We start from the raw sequence: 16624 nt of genomic DNA, 5'->3' as shown, positions 1-16624 counted from the left end.
AAAAAAGTCTTTTCATTTAATATGGAACACCAGTATAGTTGTTGATTTCTATTTTAATATAGGAGAAATGGGGATGGTCTATTTTAATCAAAGGGTTATGGATGTTTCCCTTACGTTGTTCAGTAATTTTATTAGCAATAGATTGGTTTGGAAGTCCGTTTACAAAACAATTTTCCATGCTGCTATTGATGACTTTGGTAGAACTTTGAGGAATTTTATATTCAAAAAAATGTTTTCGTTGTTGTCTAATTCCTTCAATAACATAAACATCGTCTACATAAATAGGTTCTTTTTCTTGGTTGTAAAAAGTGAAAATTAATTGTGGTATGGTTGATTGTGCTGTACCGCTATTAAAGAGTAATCCATTTATTTCTGATGAGGTGATGTTTAAATCAGAAATTGCTACTTTTTTATATAAATCTGACCCTGATACATTTCCAGCTATTTGCAAGTCAAATTTTGTAGGGATGTCGCTTAAGTTAACTTCTGTAAATTCATCTGGATCAAAGGTTTTGGGAGATTTTTCATTGGAGTTAAGCCAAGCAATTCCTTCAAAATCTATTTTAAAAGAGGTAATTTCTTTAGGCAGTAACTTATGTTTTACTTGGTTTTTAGCATTATAGGTTGCCAAAAGTTTGTTTTGTTCGTTGTATAAAGTTCCTTTTAAAACAACATCTGCTGGTACATTGTCTATGTTTTGAACTTCCCCAATAATAGCATATCGATGATTGGTTTTGATAAGTTTAGCGTTAAGAATTTCCAATACAGGCTGTTTTAAAACATCCTCGTGGTAGGTTTGTTCGGTAGTAATTCTTCTTCTCCCTTGATTAAAATAGATGGGTTTGTTTTCTACAAACAGTTGGTCTGGAGGTAGGTCTTTGTTAATGTTTTCAGGATTTATAAACCAATTTCCGTTTTTCTTAACCAATGTTTTTACACAACTATCGTTTACTTTTTTTAAAGCGGTAATCCAAGATGTTTTTACAAAGGCAATAGCGCTTGTATCTGTTTTTTCAGTAATATCAATATTGATTTCGTCTAGTTTTGCATAAGAACTTAGAAGGCCATCGGTAACTGAAACTTGTAGCATATACTGTGCAATAGAAATGTTACTTTCTGGATTGATTAAGCTATGAGCTTTTTCAAAACGTTTAAAATCTAAAGCATCATAATAAGTTAAAATGGCATTTTCTGGAGAGTTTTGTGAATCGTTTTTAATATAAAATGAATAGCAAGTAACAGCTACTATTATTAAAATAAATAAAATCCAAGCATGTAAAAAGAGTACAAGTTTCCATGGAAATTTTTTATAAAGATAACTTTCTTTGATGTATGCAATGTTGTAATCTTTTTTGGTTTTAAATGTTCTGGTTAATAAACTTCTAGCATTGATTAAAAAAGCTAGAATTACTGTTAGTAAAGGAACGGTTCCCCAGTGTATTTTTTGCCAGGTAGCCACATCTATTCTTGGTAAAATAACACTAATAGGAGGTATGTTTAATTTTTCCCATACCATAATTCCGTTTTCTAATTGTCGCAATCTTTGCCATCCGCAGAAATATAAAATAGGATCATAAAATTTGTCGTTAGAAAAAATATACTTCAAATTATATTTTTCTGGCACAGTTAAAAATTGCTGTAAAGAACCAATTCCTTCAATTCCTTGAAATTTTGAATTTTCTAAACGTTCTACTGCTCTAGTAGTAAGTTCTGGTAATCTTCTTGCTGAGTGATAATTTCCATCAACAGTCATGGCTTTAGTATTGGCAGAAAGCCAGGCCATTTGATCGCCAAATCCTAAGGTTAGGTATCTCCATTGGTCATGTTGATCCTGATTAAGAAAGTTAACAATGGGTAGTATTTTTATTTTTTGAGGTTGTGAAGGTCTAAAATATCCTAAGCTTATGGTAAAAACACTCATAAATAAAAATGAGAAAGCTAACAATCCACCTGATAGTCTATGATAAATTGGAGAAAATCTTTTTTGTATAAGCTGTTTTAAATCTCCTTCAGAAAATCTAAGGGCAAATTCTCCCACCATTGGAATAGACATAATAGCTGCCCATAAAGTAAATCTATCTAGGGTTAAAATATTAAAAGCGTTTTCTCCTAGAATCATTTTAGGTAAAGGAGTGGTTCCCCCGGTTCCTAATAAAGTTAGCATAGATAATGATATCCCAAAAAAGATATATCGTTTGTGGTAAAATCTATAAAAAATATAAGGTAGTATAAATAAAACCACTCCCCAAGGGATTAAAAAGAATACCAAACCAGATGAGGTAACTTCTGTAAAGTTGTCCCTAGAACCATGCGGAATTGGGACTTGGGTAATAGGATTGTTTTTACTGTTAATCCAATACGGAATTAAGCAACTTATTATAATGGTTAATGCTAATCCTACAAATAAAAAAATACGTTTTGTAAGGTGTTTAAAGGTTATTAAAAATATTTTAATAGTTACTTTTTTAAGCCCCTTTGCTTTTTGAGTTGCAGTATCCATGATAGCGGTTCCAATTAAAGGAGATATAAAAAATACCATTCCAAAAATTGGAGTGACATGATGCGAAGTTACTGTAACGGCTATTAAAGAAAGAGAGGTAAATAAATATTTTAGTTTTCCCTCTTTAATCCACAGGTAAATTTCTGGCATGGCATGTAAAAGAACGGATACTCCAACAATACTAGGTAGTTGACCAAAAATATGTAATGTTTCTATAAAGGTAGAGGATAGTGTGGCTAGTATAGCAGCATAACCTGCTGCACTTCTGTTAGAGGTGATTAGTAAAGAAAATCTATAAGTACCCGTAATAAATAAGACTACGGCAATAAGTGCTGTACTAAAAAGTCCAAACTTTAAACCTCCTATTAAAGAAAACAATGCAATGGTTTGATGAACCAAAGGAGGGTAACTCATTACGGTAAACCCAGTATACCATTTAAAGCTCCAAGGTTCAAACCAACTATTAGCATAATGATCGGCAAAAAACAAATGTATTAAAGCATCATAAGTGGTTTCTAATGTAAAAAACATGGCAGTACCATGAAAAACAAGTCCTATTAATAAAGCAGTAATTAGGTATTTGTTGGTGCTTTGTTTCATTTATATATAAGTACGTTGAGTTTTTATCATAAATATAGGGTAAAGTTTTGTGAAGTTAAACGGTTGTGGACTTATGTTTTTTTTCATTCACCGATAGTAAGGCTCCGTTAAACTAATTATATCAAATTAAGCTCTAATGTGTGAGTACTTTTGAAGTATAATTAAAAAACAAACTATTATGAAAACTGGAATTATCATCCCTTGTTATAATGAAGCAAATAGATTAGATGTAAACGAATTCATCCGTTTTGCTAAAGAAAATAAAAACTATCATTTGTGTTTTGTAAATGATGGTAGTAAAGATCATACTTTACAGGTTCTAGAAAATCTTCAAATTCAATCATCAGACAATATAACTGTTATTGATGTAAAAATAAATGCAGGAAAAGCAGCAGCCGTAAGAACAGGAGTAAAATTCTTAAACAGAATGGAAGAAATTGCTTATATCGGTTTTATGGATGCAGACCTATCAACAGATTTTAATGATTTTGAAAAATTAGTAAGAACGTTAAAGTTTAGAGACGAATTGACTTTTGTTTACGGATCAAGAGGTAAAGGAGAAGGGCAGATAGAAAGAAGTTTCTTTAGAAATATTTTTTCTAAAATGGTGAAAATGATTGTTTTTATGATTCTTGGTTTGCCAATAGAAGATACACAGTGTGGGGCAAAAGTGTTTAAAAAAGAAGTTATTGATGTAGCGTACGGAAATAAATTTTTAACTCGTTGGTTATTTGATGTAGAAATCTTTATAAGATTAAAGAAGTTCTATGGAAAACAAGTTGTGATGAATAAAATTTATGAACAACCATTAACTAAGTGGGTACATGTAGATGATTCTAAATTAGGAGTGAAAGATGCAGTACAAATACCATATATGTTATTGTCAATATGGTTTACTTATAACCTAGGAAGTGTTTTTAGTAACTAATAGGTTCTATTCAACCTGCTAAATATACAGTTCACCGATACTAAAAGGCTATTGACCCAATATGTGTTAATATAATTTTAATTACTAAATACCTTTGTGGTATTGATTAAAGAGTAAAAAAAGAAAATCCAATTGTATGTGTTTATCGTAAATTAAATAATGAATTATACTATTTGATACATCAGTATAACAGATTGTTAACTAATGTTAAATAATATGAAATATTAACATAAATCAGTTTGTATGCATCAAATAAACAACTACTTTTGTTCAACCAAAACCATAAAATATTGATAAATATCAATATATTTGAGAGATGAAAATTAAAACTTACAAAATATTAATTTTACTTGTGTTCGGAGTTGTTTATGTTGCAAGTGCTGCACCAGGACCACCGCCACCACCACCACCACCAGGTTTACCTATAGATATGGGAGTTGTTTTTTTGGTGTTAGCAGCTGTAGGTTTGGGAATAACAAAATTGAGAAAGCAAACATTATAAATATAAAAGCCACTTGAGTTAATTCTAAGTGGCTTTTCTTTTTTTTATATAATATAATGTTCTTTTAAATATTATACTGAGCTATTTTTTTTACATACTTCCCTAAGACATCAAATTCTAAGTTTACTATAGTACCAATTTTATATTGTTTAAACCTTGTGTGTTCGTAAGTATAAGGTATAATAGCAACGCTAAAAGAGTTTTTGCCTGAATTTACTACTGTTAAGCTTGTTCCGTCTATGGTTATAGATCCTTTTTCTATAGTTAAATTTCCTAAGGATTTATCGTACTCAAAACTAAATTCCCAGCTACCATTTTTATTTTCAATGTTTGTACAAACAGCTGTTTGATCTACATGGCCTTGTACAATGTGTCCATCTAGTCTGTCTCCAAGTTTCATAGCTCTTTCAAGATTTACTTTTTCACCAATCTTTAAGCTGTTTATATTTGTTTTTTCAAGTGTTTCTGCAATAGCGGTTACAGTATATTCGTCCTTATCAATGTTAACAACGGTTAAGCAAACCCCATTATGAGCAACACTTTGATCTATTTTTAGTTCATTAGTAATGCTAGAAGATATGGTGATGTCTAAATTGGTGTTTTTAAAGACTAAATTTTTAACAACACCGGAGGTTTCAATAATTCCTGTAAACATGATGTATATGATTTTAAATGACTAATTTCGTACTCCAAAAGTAATATATAATGAGTGATAATCGTATAATAAGAGTAGGAATCTCTGTTGGTGATTTGAATGGTGTAGGGATAGAGTTGATTTTAAAAACATTTGAAGATAAAAGAATGTACGACTTGTGTACTCCTGTTGTATATGCATCAGATAAAGTGATATCTTTTTATAAAAAGCAATTAAAATTTAACTATCCAATAAATTTTTTGGACAATGTACAAGGCATTGAAGAAGAAAAGTTGAATGTAATTAAGGTGTGGGATGAAATGGTTGAGCTGCAACCAGGAACCCCAACTCAATTGTCAGGTCAAAAAGCATTTGAGTCATTGGCTGCAGCTACAGAGGCATTAAATAAAAATGAAATAGATGTATTGTTAACCGGCCCTATAAGTAAAGAGAATATTCAATCTAAGGATTTTAATTTTCCTGGACATACGGAATATTTAGAATCTAAATTAGAGGGAGAGAGTTTAATGATATTAATGTCTAGTGATATAAAAGTTGGATTGGTAACAGGTCATATTCCTGTAGCTAAAGTTTCAGAAACATTAAATAAGGAACTTATTTGTAAAAAGATAGATATTATGTATCAGTCTTTATTACAAGATTTTGCTATTCCTAAACCTAAAATAGCTGTTTTAGGATTGAATCCTCACTGTGGAGATCACGGAGTGATAGGAAAAGAAGATGATGAATTAATTCGTCCAATACTAGAAGAATATCAAGAAAAAGGTCAGTTGGTTTATGGGCCATATGCTGCTGATGGATTTTTTGGAAATAGATCATATCTAAATTTTGATGCAGTAATTTCAATGTATCACGATCAAGGATTGGTTGGTTTTAAAGCGCTTTCGTTTGGAGAAGGTGTTAATTTTACAGCAGGTTTGTCTAAGGTAAGAGTCTCTCCAGATCATGGAACAGCCTTTGATGTTGCTGGGAAAGGAGTTGCAAACACCTCTTCGTTTCAAGAAGCATTATATAAAGGAATATCCATTGCTAAAAAGAGGAATGAGTACAAAAAATTAAAGGCCAACAGTTTAAAAACTAAAAAGTAAGAAATTAATCATTTAGTTTTTGAATCAATAAAAATGTTTTTATATCTTTGCACGCTCAAATTGATGTTTTTATATGAAAACACTTAGTGAATTTAGGATACCCTTTGTAGGGTTGAAAGAAGGTAAACACCAGTTTGATTTTCAAATTGATAGAAAGTTCTTTGATGCTTTTGGTTATGATGAGTTTGAAGAAGTTGATTTTAATGTTGGCTTGGAGCTAAACAAAAAAACAACTTTGTTAGAATTAAGTTTTGTTGCAAATGGTACTGTAAAAGTTCCTTGTGATGTAACAGGAGAAGATTTTAATTTAGAAGTTAACGGTAATCTTTCATTAATTGTAAAGTTTGGAGAAGCTTATAATGATGAAAATGAAGAATTGTTGATTTTGCCACATGAAGCTTATCAAATAGAAGTACAACAATATATATATGAGTTAATTGTGTTGTCTGTACCTCAAAAAAGAGTAAAACCTGGAATTTCTCGTATGGAGATTAAGGGAGAGGAAGAAGTAGACAAGCAATTAAAGAAAAAAGAAGAAAAAAAAGAACAGAACGATCCAAGATGGGATCAGTTAAAACAATTATTAGATAAAAAATAAAAATTTATAGCAATGGCACATCCAAAGAGAAAAATCTCAAAAACAAGAAGAGATAAAAGAAGAACTCATTACAAAGCTGTAGCTCCACAAGTTGCTGTAGATCCAACTACTGGAGAAGCACACTTATATCATAGAGCTCACTGGAACGAAGGAAAATTATATTACAGAGGTCAGGTTGTTATCGACTCGACTGAAGCTGAAGCATAGTTAATCGTTTTACATGTATTAACAAAGAAACCCTCATTTTATGAGGGTTTCTTTGTTAAATTGAATGGATATTGACAAAAAAATGAGCCTTTTTAATCAAGATTTAGAAATAAATTTTATTACTTTGGCTTTTCATATTGTTTAAAGATTTCTTAACAATCAATTTATGGCAAAGATTAATGCTGCTATCACAGCTGTTGGAAAATATGTTCCAGATTATGTATTGACTAACAAAGAGTTAGAGAAGATAGTGGAGACAAATGACGAGTGGATTACCTCTCGTACAGGAATCAAAGAGAGAAGAATCTTAAAGGATAAAGACAAACCAACTTCTTATTTAGCAATCAAAGCTGCTGAAGATTTGATTCAAAAAAAAGGATTAGACCCAAAAGAAATTGATTTGGTATTGGTTGGTACAGCTACACCTGATATGAATGTAGCTTCTACAGCAGTATATGTAGCAACTCAAATTGGTGCAGTAAATGCATTTGGTTACGATTTACAAGCAGCTTGTTCTAGTTTTTTATATGCGATGTCTACAGCAGCTGCGTATATAGAATCAGGGAGATATAAAAAAGTATTGATTATTGGTGCAGATAAAATGTCTTCAATTATAGATTATGAAGATAGAACTACTTGTATTATTTTTGGTGATGGGGCTGGAGCAGCCTTGTTTGAGCCTAATACAGAAGGTTTAGGTTTGCAAGATGAATATTTAAGAAGTGATGGAATTGGAAGAGAATTCCTTAAAATGGAAGCAGGTGGATCTTTAAATCCAGCTTCGCATGAGACTGTAGATAACAAACAGCATTATATTAGACAAGAAGGAAGAACTGTTTTTAAATACGCTGTTTCTAACATGGCAGATGCTGCTGTAAAGGTGTTAGAAAGAAATGACTTAACTAAAGATGATGTTGATTGGTTAGCGGCACATCAAGCTAATACTAGAATTATAGAGGCTACAGCTAATAGAATAGAGTTAGACAAAGAGAAAGTAATGATGAATATCCAATATTATGGAAATACTACATCAGGAACTTTACCTTTGTTGTTAGCAGATTACGAAAAACAACTTAAAAAAGGAGATAATGTAATTTTTGCCGCTTTTGGTGGTGGATTTACATGGGGGGCCACATACTTAAAGTGGGCTTACAACTCATAACAAAATAATTAATTAACTTTAAAGAATACGCACTTAATATAGACTATTATGGAATTAAAGGACATTCAGAATTTAATTAAATTCGTAGCAAGATCAGGAGCTAACGAGGTAAAATTAGAAATGGAAGATATTAAAATCACCATTAAAACAGGAGAAGGTAAAACTGAAACCACAATTTTACAACATGCAGCACCATTATCTATGGCTGCACCTGTAGCTCAAGCACCGGCTGCACCTGCACCAGCAGCACCTGTCGCTACTGAAGCACCAGCTGCTGAAGATTCAAAATACATTACAATTACTTCACCAATGATTGGAACTTTTTACAGAAAGCCATCACCAGATAAACCTTTGTTTGTTGAAGTAGGAGATTCAGTACAAGCTGACTCTGTTGTATGTGTAATTGAAGCAATGAAGTTATTCAATGAAATTGAATCAGAAGTATCTGGTAAAATTGTTAAGATATTAGTAGAAGATAGTACTCCAGTTGAGTTTGGACAACCTTTATTTTTAGTAGATCCATCATAAGAAAGTAGACAGTACAAAGTACAGAGTTTTTAATAAAACTCTTAAATACTAAGGACCTAATACTTAATACTTAAATACTTAATAAAGATGTTTAAAAAAATATTAATAGCCAATCGTGGTGAAATTGCTTTACGTGTTATTAGAACATGTAGAGAAATGGGAATCAAAACTGTAGCTGTTTATTCAACTGCAGATCAGGATAGTTTACATGTGCGTTTTGCAGATGAGGCAGTATGTATTGGACCAGCACCTAGTTCTGAGTCTTATTTAAAAATGGTAAATATTATTGCTGCTGCAGAAATTACCAATGCTGATGCTATTCATCCGGGATATGGTTTCTTATCAGAAAATGCAAAGTTTTCAAAGCTTTGTCAAGATCATGATATTAAATTTATTGGAGCAAGTCCAGAAATGATTAACAGAATGGGAGACAAAGCAAATGCTAAGTCTACCATGATTGCTGCAGGTGTACCTTGTGTACCAGGTAGTGAGGGAGTTATTACAAGTTTTGAGCAGTGTGAAAAAGTAGCAATTGAAACAGGTTACCCAGTCATGTTAAAAGCTTCTGCAGGAGGTGGAGGTAAAGGTATGCGTGCTGTTTGGAAAGCCGAAGATTTAAGAGATGCTTGGGATTCTGCTCGTCATGAATCTAAAGCTGCTTTTGGAAATGATGATATGTACATGGAAAAACTTATTGAAGAGCCACGTCATATTGAAATTCAAGTTGTAGGAGATTCTTATGGAAAAGCATGTCACTTATCAGAAAGAGATTGTTCAGTACAAAGACGTCATCAAAAATTAACAGAAGAAACACCTTCTCCATTCATGACAGATGAATTAAGAGATGCTATGGGGAAAGCTGCTGTAGCTGCTGCCGAATATATTAAATATGAAGGAGCAGGAACTGTTGAGTTTTTGGTAGATAAACATAGAAATTTCTACTTTATGGAGATGAATACTCGTATACAAGTAGAGCATCCAATTACTGAGGAAGTTGTTGATTATGATTTAATTCGTGAACAAATATCAGTAGCAGCAGGGATTCCAATTTCAGGAAGAAATTACTTGCCAAAGTTACACTCTATTGAATGTAGAATTAATGCAGAAGATCCTTTTGCTAATTTTAGACCAGCAGCAGGAAAAATAACTTCATTTCATGCACCAGGAGGACATGGAGTTCGTTTAGATACTCATGTATATGCAGGGTATACAATTCCGCCTAATTACGATTCAATGATTGCAAAGTTAATTTGTACGGCACAAACTCGTGAAGAAGCTATCGGTAAAATGAAACGTGCTTTAGATGAGTTCATTATTGAAGGAATTAAAACAACCATTCCTTTCCACCGTCAGTTAATGGATCATCCGGATTATGTTTCTGGAAATTATACTACAAAATTTATGGAAGATTTTGTAATTGAAAAACCAGTATAAACATAATTTTTAATATAATTAAGAGAGCGCTTTAAAGCGCTCTCTTTTATTTTTATGTAAATTTATTACAATGAAAATATTAGTAATTTATACAGGAGGAACCATTGGTATGGTTAAAGATAAAAACACAGGAGCTTTAGCACCAGGAGAAGCTAATGGAATTCATCTTTTTTTAGAAAAAGAGTCTTTGCAAAGCAATTGTGATCTAATAACAACAAGCACTTTAATAGATTCTTCTAATTTTAATAAAAAATATTATGAGGAATTAAGCGTTTTAATAAGAGATTATTACCCAAAGTACGATGCTTTTGTTGTTTTGATGGGAACAGATACCATGGCTTATATTAGTTCTTTGTTAAGTTTTTGTATTAGAGGTTTGTTTAAACCTATTGTTTTTACTGGAGGGCAAAAAACATTGTATGAAGAAAATTCGGATAGTATAAACAATTTAAAAGGAGCTATTTTAGGAGTCCTAAAAAATGAATTTCCTAAAGAAGTAGGAATTTATTTTTCGAATAAATGGCATAGAGCAGTATGTACAACAAAACACCATACCAAAAAATTTGATGCTTATATTTCAGTAAATAATAATTTATACTCACCAAATGTTCATGAAAATTTTGATGTAATTACAAAAGTTTCAACAAACATTGCTGTGGTTAAAATAACTCCTTTTGATGATGAAAATATACTATGCACTCTATTAAGAGATAAAAAAATTAACGCAATCATAGTAGAAATATTTGGTTCTGGTAACATGCCAAACTTATCAACAATGTTAAAAGAGTTGTTTAAACAAAGAATTGATGATGGATTAAAGGTGGTAGTAACCTCTCAATGTATGTATGGAGGGTTAGAAATAGGGCGTTATGAATCTAGTTTAAATATCTCATCACTAGGCTTTTTAAACGCTGGGAGCATGACAATTGAGGCGATTGTAGGGAAATTAATGTTCTTGGTCGAAAAAAAACTAAATATTCAAGATTTTAAGCTAATGTTTGAGGATTCTATCCGTGGTGAATAGTAAATTGTTAATAATATTTAACATTATATTATTTTTTAAAGTAAACATTTTTTTGTTACTTGCTCATCGTTTATCAATTATCATTAATAGTATTAATTAAAATAGAAATGAAAAAAGTTTTTAGTATCCTAGCTGTTGCAGGATTATTGTTTTTAGGAACTTCAACTGCATTTGCACAAGAAGAAGGAGCTACTGTAGATTCTACAAATGTAGCGGCAACTGAAGAAGTTGTAAAGGAAGAGACGGCAGCTACTCCAGAGGTAACCACTACTGAAGAGTCAACCCCAAAAGCTGAACCAACTTTCCACCAAGTATTAAAACAACGTTTTATTGAAGGTGGAGCTGAATTTATGGGAATTGTATTAGTTGCATTAATCTTAGGATTGGCAATTGCAATTGAAAGAATTATTTATTTAAACTTAGCTACTACAAATACTAAGAAATTAGTAGTAAAAGTAGATGAAGCATTGGCTTCAGGTGGTTTAGATGCTGCAAAAGAAGTTTGTAGAAATACAAAAGGACCTATTGCTTCTATCTTCTATCAAGGTTTAGATAGATCATCAGAAGGAATTGATGCTGCTGAAAAAGCTGTTGTTGGTTACGGAGGTGTACAAATGGGATTATTAGAGAAAAACATTTCTTGGTTATCTTTATTTATCGCATTAGCACCAATGTTAGGGTTTATGGGTACTGTAATTGGTATGATTGATGCCTTTGATGCAATTCAGGTAGCAGGAGATATTAACCCAGCAGTAGTTGCAGGAGGTATTAAAGTAGCCTTATTAACAACTGTATTTGGATTAGTAGTAGCAATTATCTTACAAGTATTTTACAATATTATCGTAGCAAAAGTAGATAGTATTGTTAACAAGATGGAAGATGCTTCTATCTCTTTAATAGACTTATTAGTTAAATACAAAAAATAATATTCATTATGAGTAGTAAATTATCAAAAATATTAACCGCTGTAATCTTTGTTATTGCTGTTATTGCTGCTGTATTGTTTATTAATGTATTTATTGCTGGAGAAGACGAATTATATTCTAAAGTTAATCCTTTAGTAGAATTCTCAGCATGGTTATTATACATTACACTAGCTATAACTGCTGTGTTCTCTGTGGTGAATATATTTAAACACCCAGAAGAAATAAAAAAGATAGTCATCAATTTAGCCATTTTAGGTGCTGTTTACTTTATAGCATATTTTACAGCATCTGATGCTGCTGTATTAGATGTACAAGGACAAGTATTAGAAGGTGGTGAAGCTGGATCAGTATCAAAATTAATCAGTACAATTATTAACTTTAGTGTATACTTAGGGGTAATTGCAATTGCTGCTGTTGGTTTAGGTACCGTTAAAACAGCAATTAAATAAACCTGATTTATGGCAAGAAGAGAAAATAGTGAAATTAATGCAGGTTCAATGGCAGATATTGCTTTCTTGCTGCTTATCTTTTTCTTGGTAACTACAACTATGGATACTGATTCAGGTATCTTAAGAAAATTACCAGAAGAACAACCAGAGGATGTTGAAGCTCCACCGGTAAAAGAAAGAAACATATTTGAAGTAAATATCAACCGTTTCGATCAATTATTAGTTGAAGATGAAGAAGCAAAAATTGGTGATTTAAGACAATTAGCAATTGATTTCATTGACAATGGTGCAGGTAAAAGTGCAGAAGGACAACCATGTAATTATTGTGAAGGAGAAAAATCAGAATCATCATCTGAACATCCAGCAAAAGCAATTATTTCAGTTCAAACAGCGCAAACAACTTCTTACGGAATGTATATATCTGTTCAAAATGAGCTGTTAGCTGCTTATACAGAGTTGAGAAATAGATATGCAAAAAAATATCTACAAGGAAAATATCAAGGACTTTCATATTCTGATTTGTTAAAATTACAAAAAGGAGATGTTGAAAACCCAGATTTAGATGCTGCAATAAGTCAAATTAAAAAAGCATATCCTGAGATATTATCAGATGCTGAACCAATAAAATAATAAGCACTATGTCAAAGTTTGGAAAAAAGAAAAAAGAAGTGCCTGCAGTAAACACTGCAGCATTACCGGATATTGTATTTATGCTATTGTTTTTCTTTATGGTTTCTACTACTATGCGTGAGACTTCTTTGTTAATTCAAAAACCAAAATTGCCTAATGCAACAGAGGTAAAAAAGTTAGAACAAAAAAGTTTAGTAAGTACCATATATGTGGGGAAAGCAATTAATGCTTCAGAAGGAAGAGGAGATAAAATTCAGTTAAACGACAAAATTTCAACAGTAAATGATGTAGTGAATTTTATTTATTCTGAAAGAGATAAGCATGATGCTGAAGAGCAGAAAGCAATGGTTACATCTATCAAAGCAGATATGAAAACCAATGTGGGGACTATTTCAGATATAAAACATGAATTAAGATCTGTAAAGGCTTTAAAAATTAGTTACTCGTCTAGTACAGGCGATGTGTCTAACAATTTTAAATAATAAAAAAGCAGTGCCAAAAGCACTGCTTTTTTATTGCATTTATATGACGAAATTTTAACGAATAGGTTTTCGAAACTTATTTATTTTGTTGTATTTTTCAATCCAATTGTTGTGTATCTTGCGCAACATAAAAATTATAATAATTAAATACTAAAAATATGAGCGTTATAGTTAACATTCACGCAAGACAAATTTTTGACTCAAGAGGTAATCCAACTGTTGAAGTAGATGTAGTTACTGAAAATGGAGTTTTAGGTAGAGCAATAGTTCCTTCTGGAGCATCTACTGGAGAACATGAAGCAGTAGAATTAAGAGATGGTGGTTCTGACTTTATGGGGAAAGGTGTTTTAAACGCTGTTAAAAACGTAAATACTGTACTTGCTGAAGAATTAATAGGTTTTTCTGTTTTCGAACAAAATGCTATTGACAAAGCAATGATTGATTTAGACGGAACTCCTAACAAAGCTAAATTAGGAGCTAACGCAATTTTAGGTGTTTCTTTAGCGGTTGCTAAAGCAGCTGCTAACGAATTAGACATGCCTTTATATCGTTACGTAGGTGGTGTTTCTGCTAATACTTTACCTGTTCCTATGATGAACATCGTAAATGGTGGATCTCACTCTGATGCTCCTATCGCATTCCAAGAGTTTATGATTATGCCTATTAAAGCTAAAAACTTTACTGAAGCTTTAAAAATGGGAACTGAAATTTTCCACAACTTGGCAAAAATATTACACGGACGTAACTTATCTACTGCTGTAGGTGATGAGGGAGGGTTTGCTCCAACGTTTGATGGTACTGAAGATGCAATTGAAACAGTATTATCTGCAATAGAAAAAGCAGGATACAAGCCAGGAGAAGAAGTAAAATTAGCTTTAGACTGTGCTTCTGCTGAGTTCTATGAAGATGGGAAATATAACTATGCTAAATTCGAAGGAGAAGGTGGAGCTATACGTTCATCTAAAGAACAAGCTGAATATTTAGCTGAATTAGCTAATAAGTACCCAATCATTTCTATTGAAGATGGTATGGATGAAAACGACTGGGAAGGATGGAAATACTTAACTGAATTGGTTGGAGATAAAGTTCAATTAGTAGGTGATGATTTATTTGTAACTAACGTTGAGCGTTTGTCTACAGGTATTGAAAAAGGTATTGCTAACTCTATCTTAATTAAAGTAAACCAAATTGGTACTTTAACCGAAACTATTGCAGCAGTAAACATGGCACACAATGCTGGTTACACTTCTGTAATGTCTCACCGTTCTGGAGAAACTGAAGATACTACTATTGCTGATTTAGCTGTGGCATTAAACACAGGTCAAATCAAAACAGGTTCTGCTTCACGTTCTGACCGTATGGCTAAGTACAACCAATTAATTAGAATTGAAGAAGAATTAGGAGAGGTAGCTTATTTTCCTCAAACTAAAGCTTTTAAAATTAAAGCTTAATTAGCTTAAAAAAAATATAAAAAAGCAGCACCTCTTTGAGGTGCTTTTTTTGTCTTATTCAATTCTTATATTGATGATTATAAAACTACTGTTTATTTTTGTCTTAGATTATTAATTTTTTATGATGAATGTAATAGTTAGAAAAGGGGAGTTAAAAGATGCTAGTGGTGTATTTTTGTTGATTAAAGAATTGGCTGAATTTGAAAAAGAACCAGATGCGGTTGAAGTAACTTTAAAAGATATAAAAAATGATGGGTTTGGTGAACATCCAAAGTTTGAAGTATTTGTAGCAGAATTGAATGGAAATATAGTTGGTATGGCTTTATTTTACTATCGATATTCTACTTGGAAAGGTAAAACATTACATTTAGAAGACTTAATTGTTCAAAAAGAAGCTAGAGGTAAGGGAGTAGGAAAATTATTGTACAATGAAGTTTTAAAGTATGCTTATCAGCAAAAGTTAAAAAGAGTGGAGTGGGCAGTTTTAAATTGGAATACACCAGCCATTCAATTTTATGAAAATTCAGGAGCTGTTGTTTTTGATGATTGGAGAGTGGTACAAATGTCAGATGAGCAATTGAATAATTATATCAATACTATTTAGTTTTTTACTCACTTAATAAAAATAAAAAATCCCAAAACATTACGTTTTGGGATTTTAGATTATAGTAGTTGCTAATTATTTAGCAGCTTCGTAGTTTGCAGAAACAGCATCCCAGTTAATTACATTAAAAAAGGCATTAATATAATCAGGTCTTCTGTTTTGGTAGTTTAAGTAATAAGCATGTTCCCATACATCTAAACCTAAAATAGGTTGGTTACCACAAGTAACACCTGGCATTAATGGGTTGTCTTGGTTAGGAGTAGAACAAACGTTTACAGCTCCACCTTTAGCAACACATAACCATGCCCATCCTGATCCGAATTGAGTAGCCGCTGCTTTAGAGAAAGCATCTTTAAAAGCTTCAAAAGATCCAAAAGCATCATTAATAGCGGTAGCTAAAGCACCAGTTGGTTCTCCACCACCGTTTGGAGACATTACGTTCCAGAATAATGAGTGATTATAAAAACCTCCACCGTTATTTCTAACAGCTTTGTTTTCCATATCTAATCCGTTTAATATCTCTTCAATTGATTTTCCTTCTAAATCAGTTCCAGCAATTGCTGCGTTTAAGTTTGTTGTATATCCATTGTGGTGCTTACTATGGTGTATTTCCATTGTTCTAGCATCTACGTTTGGTTCTAATGCATCGTATGCATAAGGTAATTTTGGTAATTCAAAAGCCATTTTGTTATGATTTTTATTGTTTCGTACTCAAAGATAAATAACTATTTTTTTTTCAAAGAATTTTTAGAACTTATTTACAGATATCGTTAGATTGTAAAAATATAAAATGCTTAAAATTAGTCTTTTAAGATTATAATTGTTAAATTTAGTTCGGTTCACGGCTATACTCACC

The 16624-nt window shown here is 31.8% G+C and carries 18 protein-coding genes; 15 read left to right on the top strand and 3 right to left on the bottom strand.

Annotation, left to right across the window (positions count from 1 at the left end):
- Window positions 1-16 precede the first annotated feature (16 nt).
- Window positions 17-3100, bottom strand: a complete 3084-nt coding sequence (locus ACXGQT_RS07445) for a hypothetical protein (protein ID WP_457830760.1) — start codon at window positions 3098-3100, stop codon at window positions 17-19.
- A 178-nt stretch (window positions 3101-3278) separates the two neighbouring features.
- Here ACXGQT_RS07445 and ACXGQT_RS07440 point away from each other — a divergent pair, with 178 nt between their 5' ends.
- Window positions 3279-4028, top strand: a complete 750-nt coding sequence (locus tag ACXGQT_RS07440; protein WP_457830759.1) for a dolichyl-phosphate beta-glucosyltransferase — start codon at window positions 3279-3281, stop codon at window positions 4026-4028.
- A gap of 316 nt (window positions 4029-4344) precedes the next feature.
- Entirely contained in the window at window positions 4345-4530 is a 186-nt protein-coding gene (locus ACXGQT_RS07435) for a PID-CTERM protein-sorting domain-containing protein (protein ID WP_457830758.1), read from the top strand.
- A gap of 64 nt (window positions 4531-4594) precedes the next feature.
- Here the strand turns inward: ACXGQT_RS07435 and ACXGQT_RS07430 are convergent, their stop codons facing one another.
- Window positions 4595-5185 carry a riboflavin synthase gene (locus tag ACXGQT_RS07430; RefSeq protein ID WP_457830757.1) on the bottom strand — a complete coding sequence of 197 codons (591 nt, stop codon included), beginning with the start codon at window positions 5183-5185 and terminating at the stop codon, window positions 4595-4597.
- A 50-nt stretch (window positions 5186-5235) separates the two neighbouring features.
- On the opposite strand from ACXGQT_RS07430, the gene pdxA reads away from it, so the two are divergent.
- The 13 genes from pdxA to ACXGQT_RS07365 all read left to right on the top strand — a co-directional run bounded on the left by pdxA (window position 5236) and on the right by ACXGQT_RS07365 (window position 15768).
- Complete coding sequence (pdxA, locus tag ACXGQT_RS07425; protein ID WP_457830756.1) at window positions 5236-6273, top strand: 4-hydroxythreonine-4-phosphate dehydrogenase PdxA; 1038 nt, start codon at window positions 5236-5238, stop codon at window positions 6271-6273.
- Between the two features lie 73 nt (window positions 6274-6346).
- Window positions 6347-6871, top strand: coding sequence for a YceD family protein (locus tag ACXGQT_RS07420; RefSeq protein ID WP_457830755.1), 525 nt, complete (start codon window positions 6347-6349; stop codon window positions 6869-6871).
- Window positions 6872-6883: 12 nt separating this feature from the next.
- Window positions 6884-7078 carry a 50S ribosomal protein L32 gene (gene rpmF, locus ACXGQT_RS07415; protein WP_068827521.1) on the top strand — a complete coding sequence of 65 codons (195 nt, stop codon included), beginning with the start codon at window positions 6884-6886 and terminating at the stop codon, window positions 7076-7078.
- 166 nt (window positions 7079-7244) lie between these two features.
- Window positions 7245-8240, top strand: a complete 996-nt coding sequence (locus ACXGQT_RS07410; RefSeq protein ID WP_457830754.1) for a beta-ketoacyl-ACP synthase III — start codon at window positions 7245-7247, stop codon at window positions 8238-8240.
- Between the two features lie 48 nt (window positions 8241-8288).
- On the top strand, window positions 8289-8768 hold the full coding sequence (accB, locus tag ACXGQT_RS07405) for an acetyl-CoA carboxylase biotin carboxyl carrier protein (protein ID WP_457830753.1): 480 nt from the start codon (window positions 8289-8291) through the stop codon (window positions 8766-8768).
- 87 nt (window positions 8769-8855) lie between these two features.
- Window positions 8856-10202 carry an acetyl-CoA carboxylase biotin carboxylase subunit gene (accC, locus tag ACXGQT_RS07400; RefSeq protein WP_457830752.1) on the top strand — a complete coding sequence of 449 codons (1347 nt, stop codon included), beginning with the start codon at window positions 8856-8858 and terminating at the stop codon, window positions 10200-10202.
- 70 nt (window positions 10203-10272) lie between these two features.
- Window positions 10273-11226 carry an asparaginase domain-containing protein gene (locus tag ACXGQT_RS07395; protein WP_457830751.1) on the top strand — a complete coding sequence of 318 codons (954 nt, stop codon included), beginning with the start codon at window positions 10273-10275 and terminating at the stop codon, window positions 11224-11226.
- 107 nt (window positions 11227-11333) lie between these two features.
- A complete protein-coding gene (locus tag ACXGQT_RS07390; RefSeq protein WP_457830750.1) occupies window positions 11334-12152 on the top strand; it encodes a MotA/TolQ/ExbB proton channel family protein in 819 nt (272 codons plus the stop codon).
- Window positions 12153-12160: 8 nt separating this feature from the next.
- A complete protein-coding gene (locus ACXGQT_RS07385) occupies window positions 12161-12601 on the top strand; it encodes a hypothetical protein (protein WP_457830749.1) in 441 nt (146 codons plus the stop codon).
- A gap of 9 nt (window positions 12602-12610) precedes the next feature.
- On the top strand, window positions 12611-13231 hold the full coding sequence (locus ACXGQT_RS07380; protein ID WP_457830748.1) for an ExbD/TolR family protein: 621 nt from the start codon (window positions 12611-12613) through the stop codon (window positions 13229-13231).
- A gap of 8 nt (window positions 13232-13239) precedes the next feature.
- Window positions 13240-13713, top strand: coding sequence for an ExbD/TolR family protein (locus tag ACXGQT_RS07375; RefSeq protein ID WP_457830747.1), 474 nt, complete (start codon window positions 13240-13242; stop codon window positions 13711-13713).
- A gap of 158 nt (window positions 13714-13871) precedes the next feature.
- Complete coding sequence (eno, locus tag ACXGQT_RS07370) at window positions 13872-15164, top strand: phosphopyruvate hydratase (protein ID WP_457830746.1); 1293 nt, start codon at window positions 13872-13874, stop codon at window positions 15162-15164.
- 124 nt (window positions 15165-15288) lie between these two features.
- The gene (locus ACXGQT_RS07365; protein WP_457830745.1) at window positions 15289-15768 is read left to right on the top strand and encodes an N-acetyltransferase family protein; all 480 of its coding nucleotides are present in this window, start codon (window positions 15289-15291) and stop codon (window positions 15766-15768) included.
- Window positions 15769-15843: 75 nt separating this feature from the next.
- Here the strand turns inward: ACXGQT_RS07365 and ACXGQT_RS07360 are convergent, their stop codons facing one another.
- The gene (locus ACXGQT_RS07360; protein ID WP_457830744.1) at window positions 15844-16452 is read right to left on the bottom strand and encodes a superoxide dismutase; all 609 of its coding nucleotides are present in this window, start codon (window positions 16450-16452) and stop codon (window positions 15844-15846) included.
- Window positions 16453-16624 lie beyond the last annotated feature (172 nt).

Source organism: Wenyingzhuangia sp. IMCC45467 (assembly GCF_054111205.1).
The sequence above is the reverse complement of the archived record's forward strand: the minus strand, read 5'-3'. Positions and strand labels throughout refer to the sequence as shown.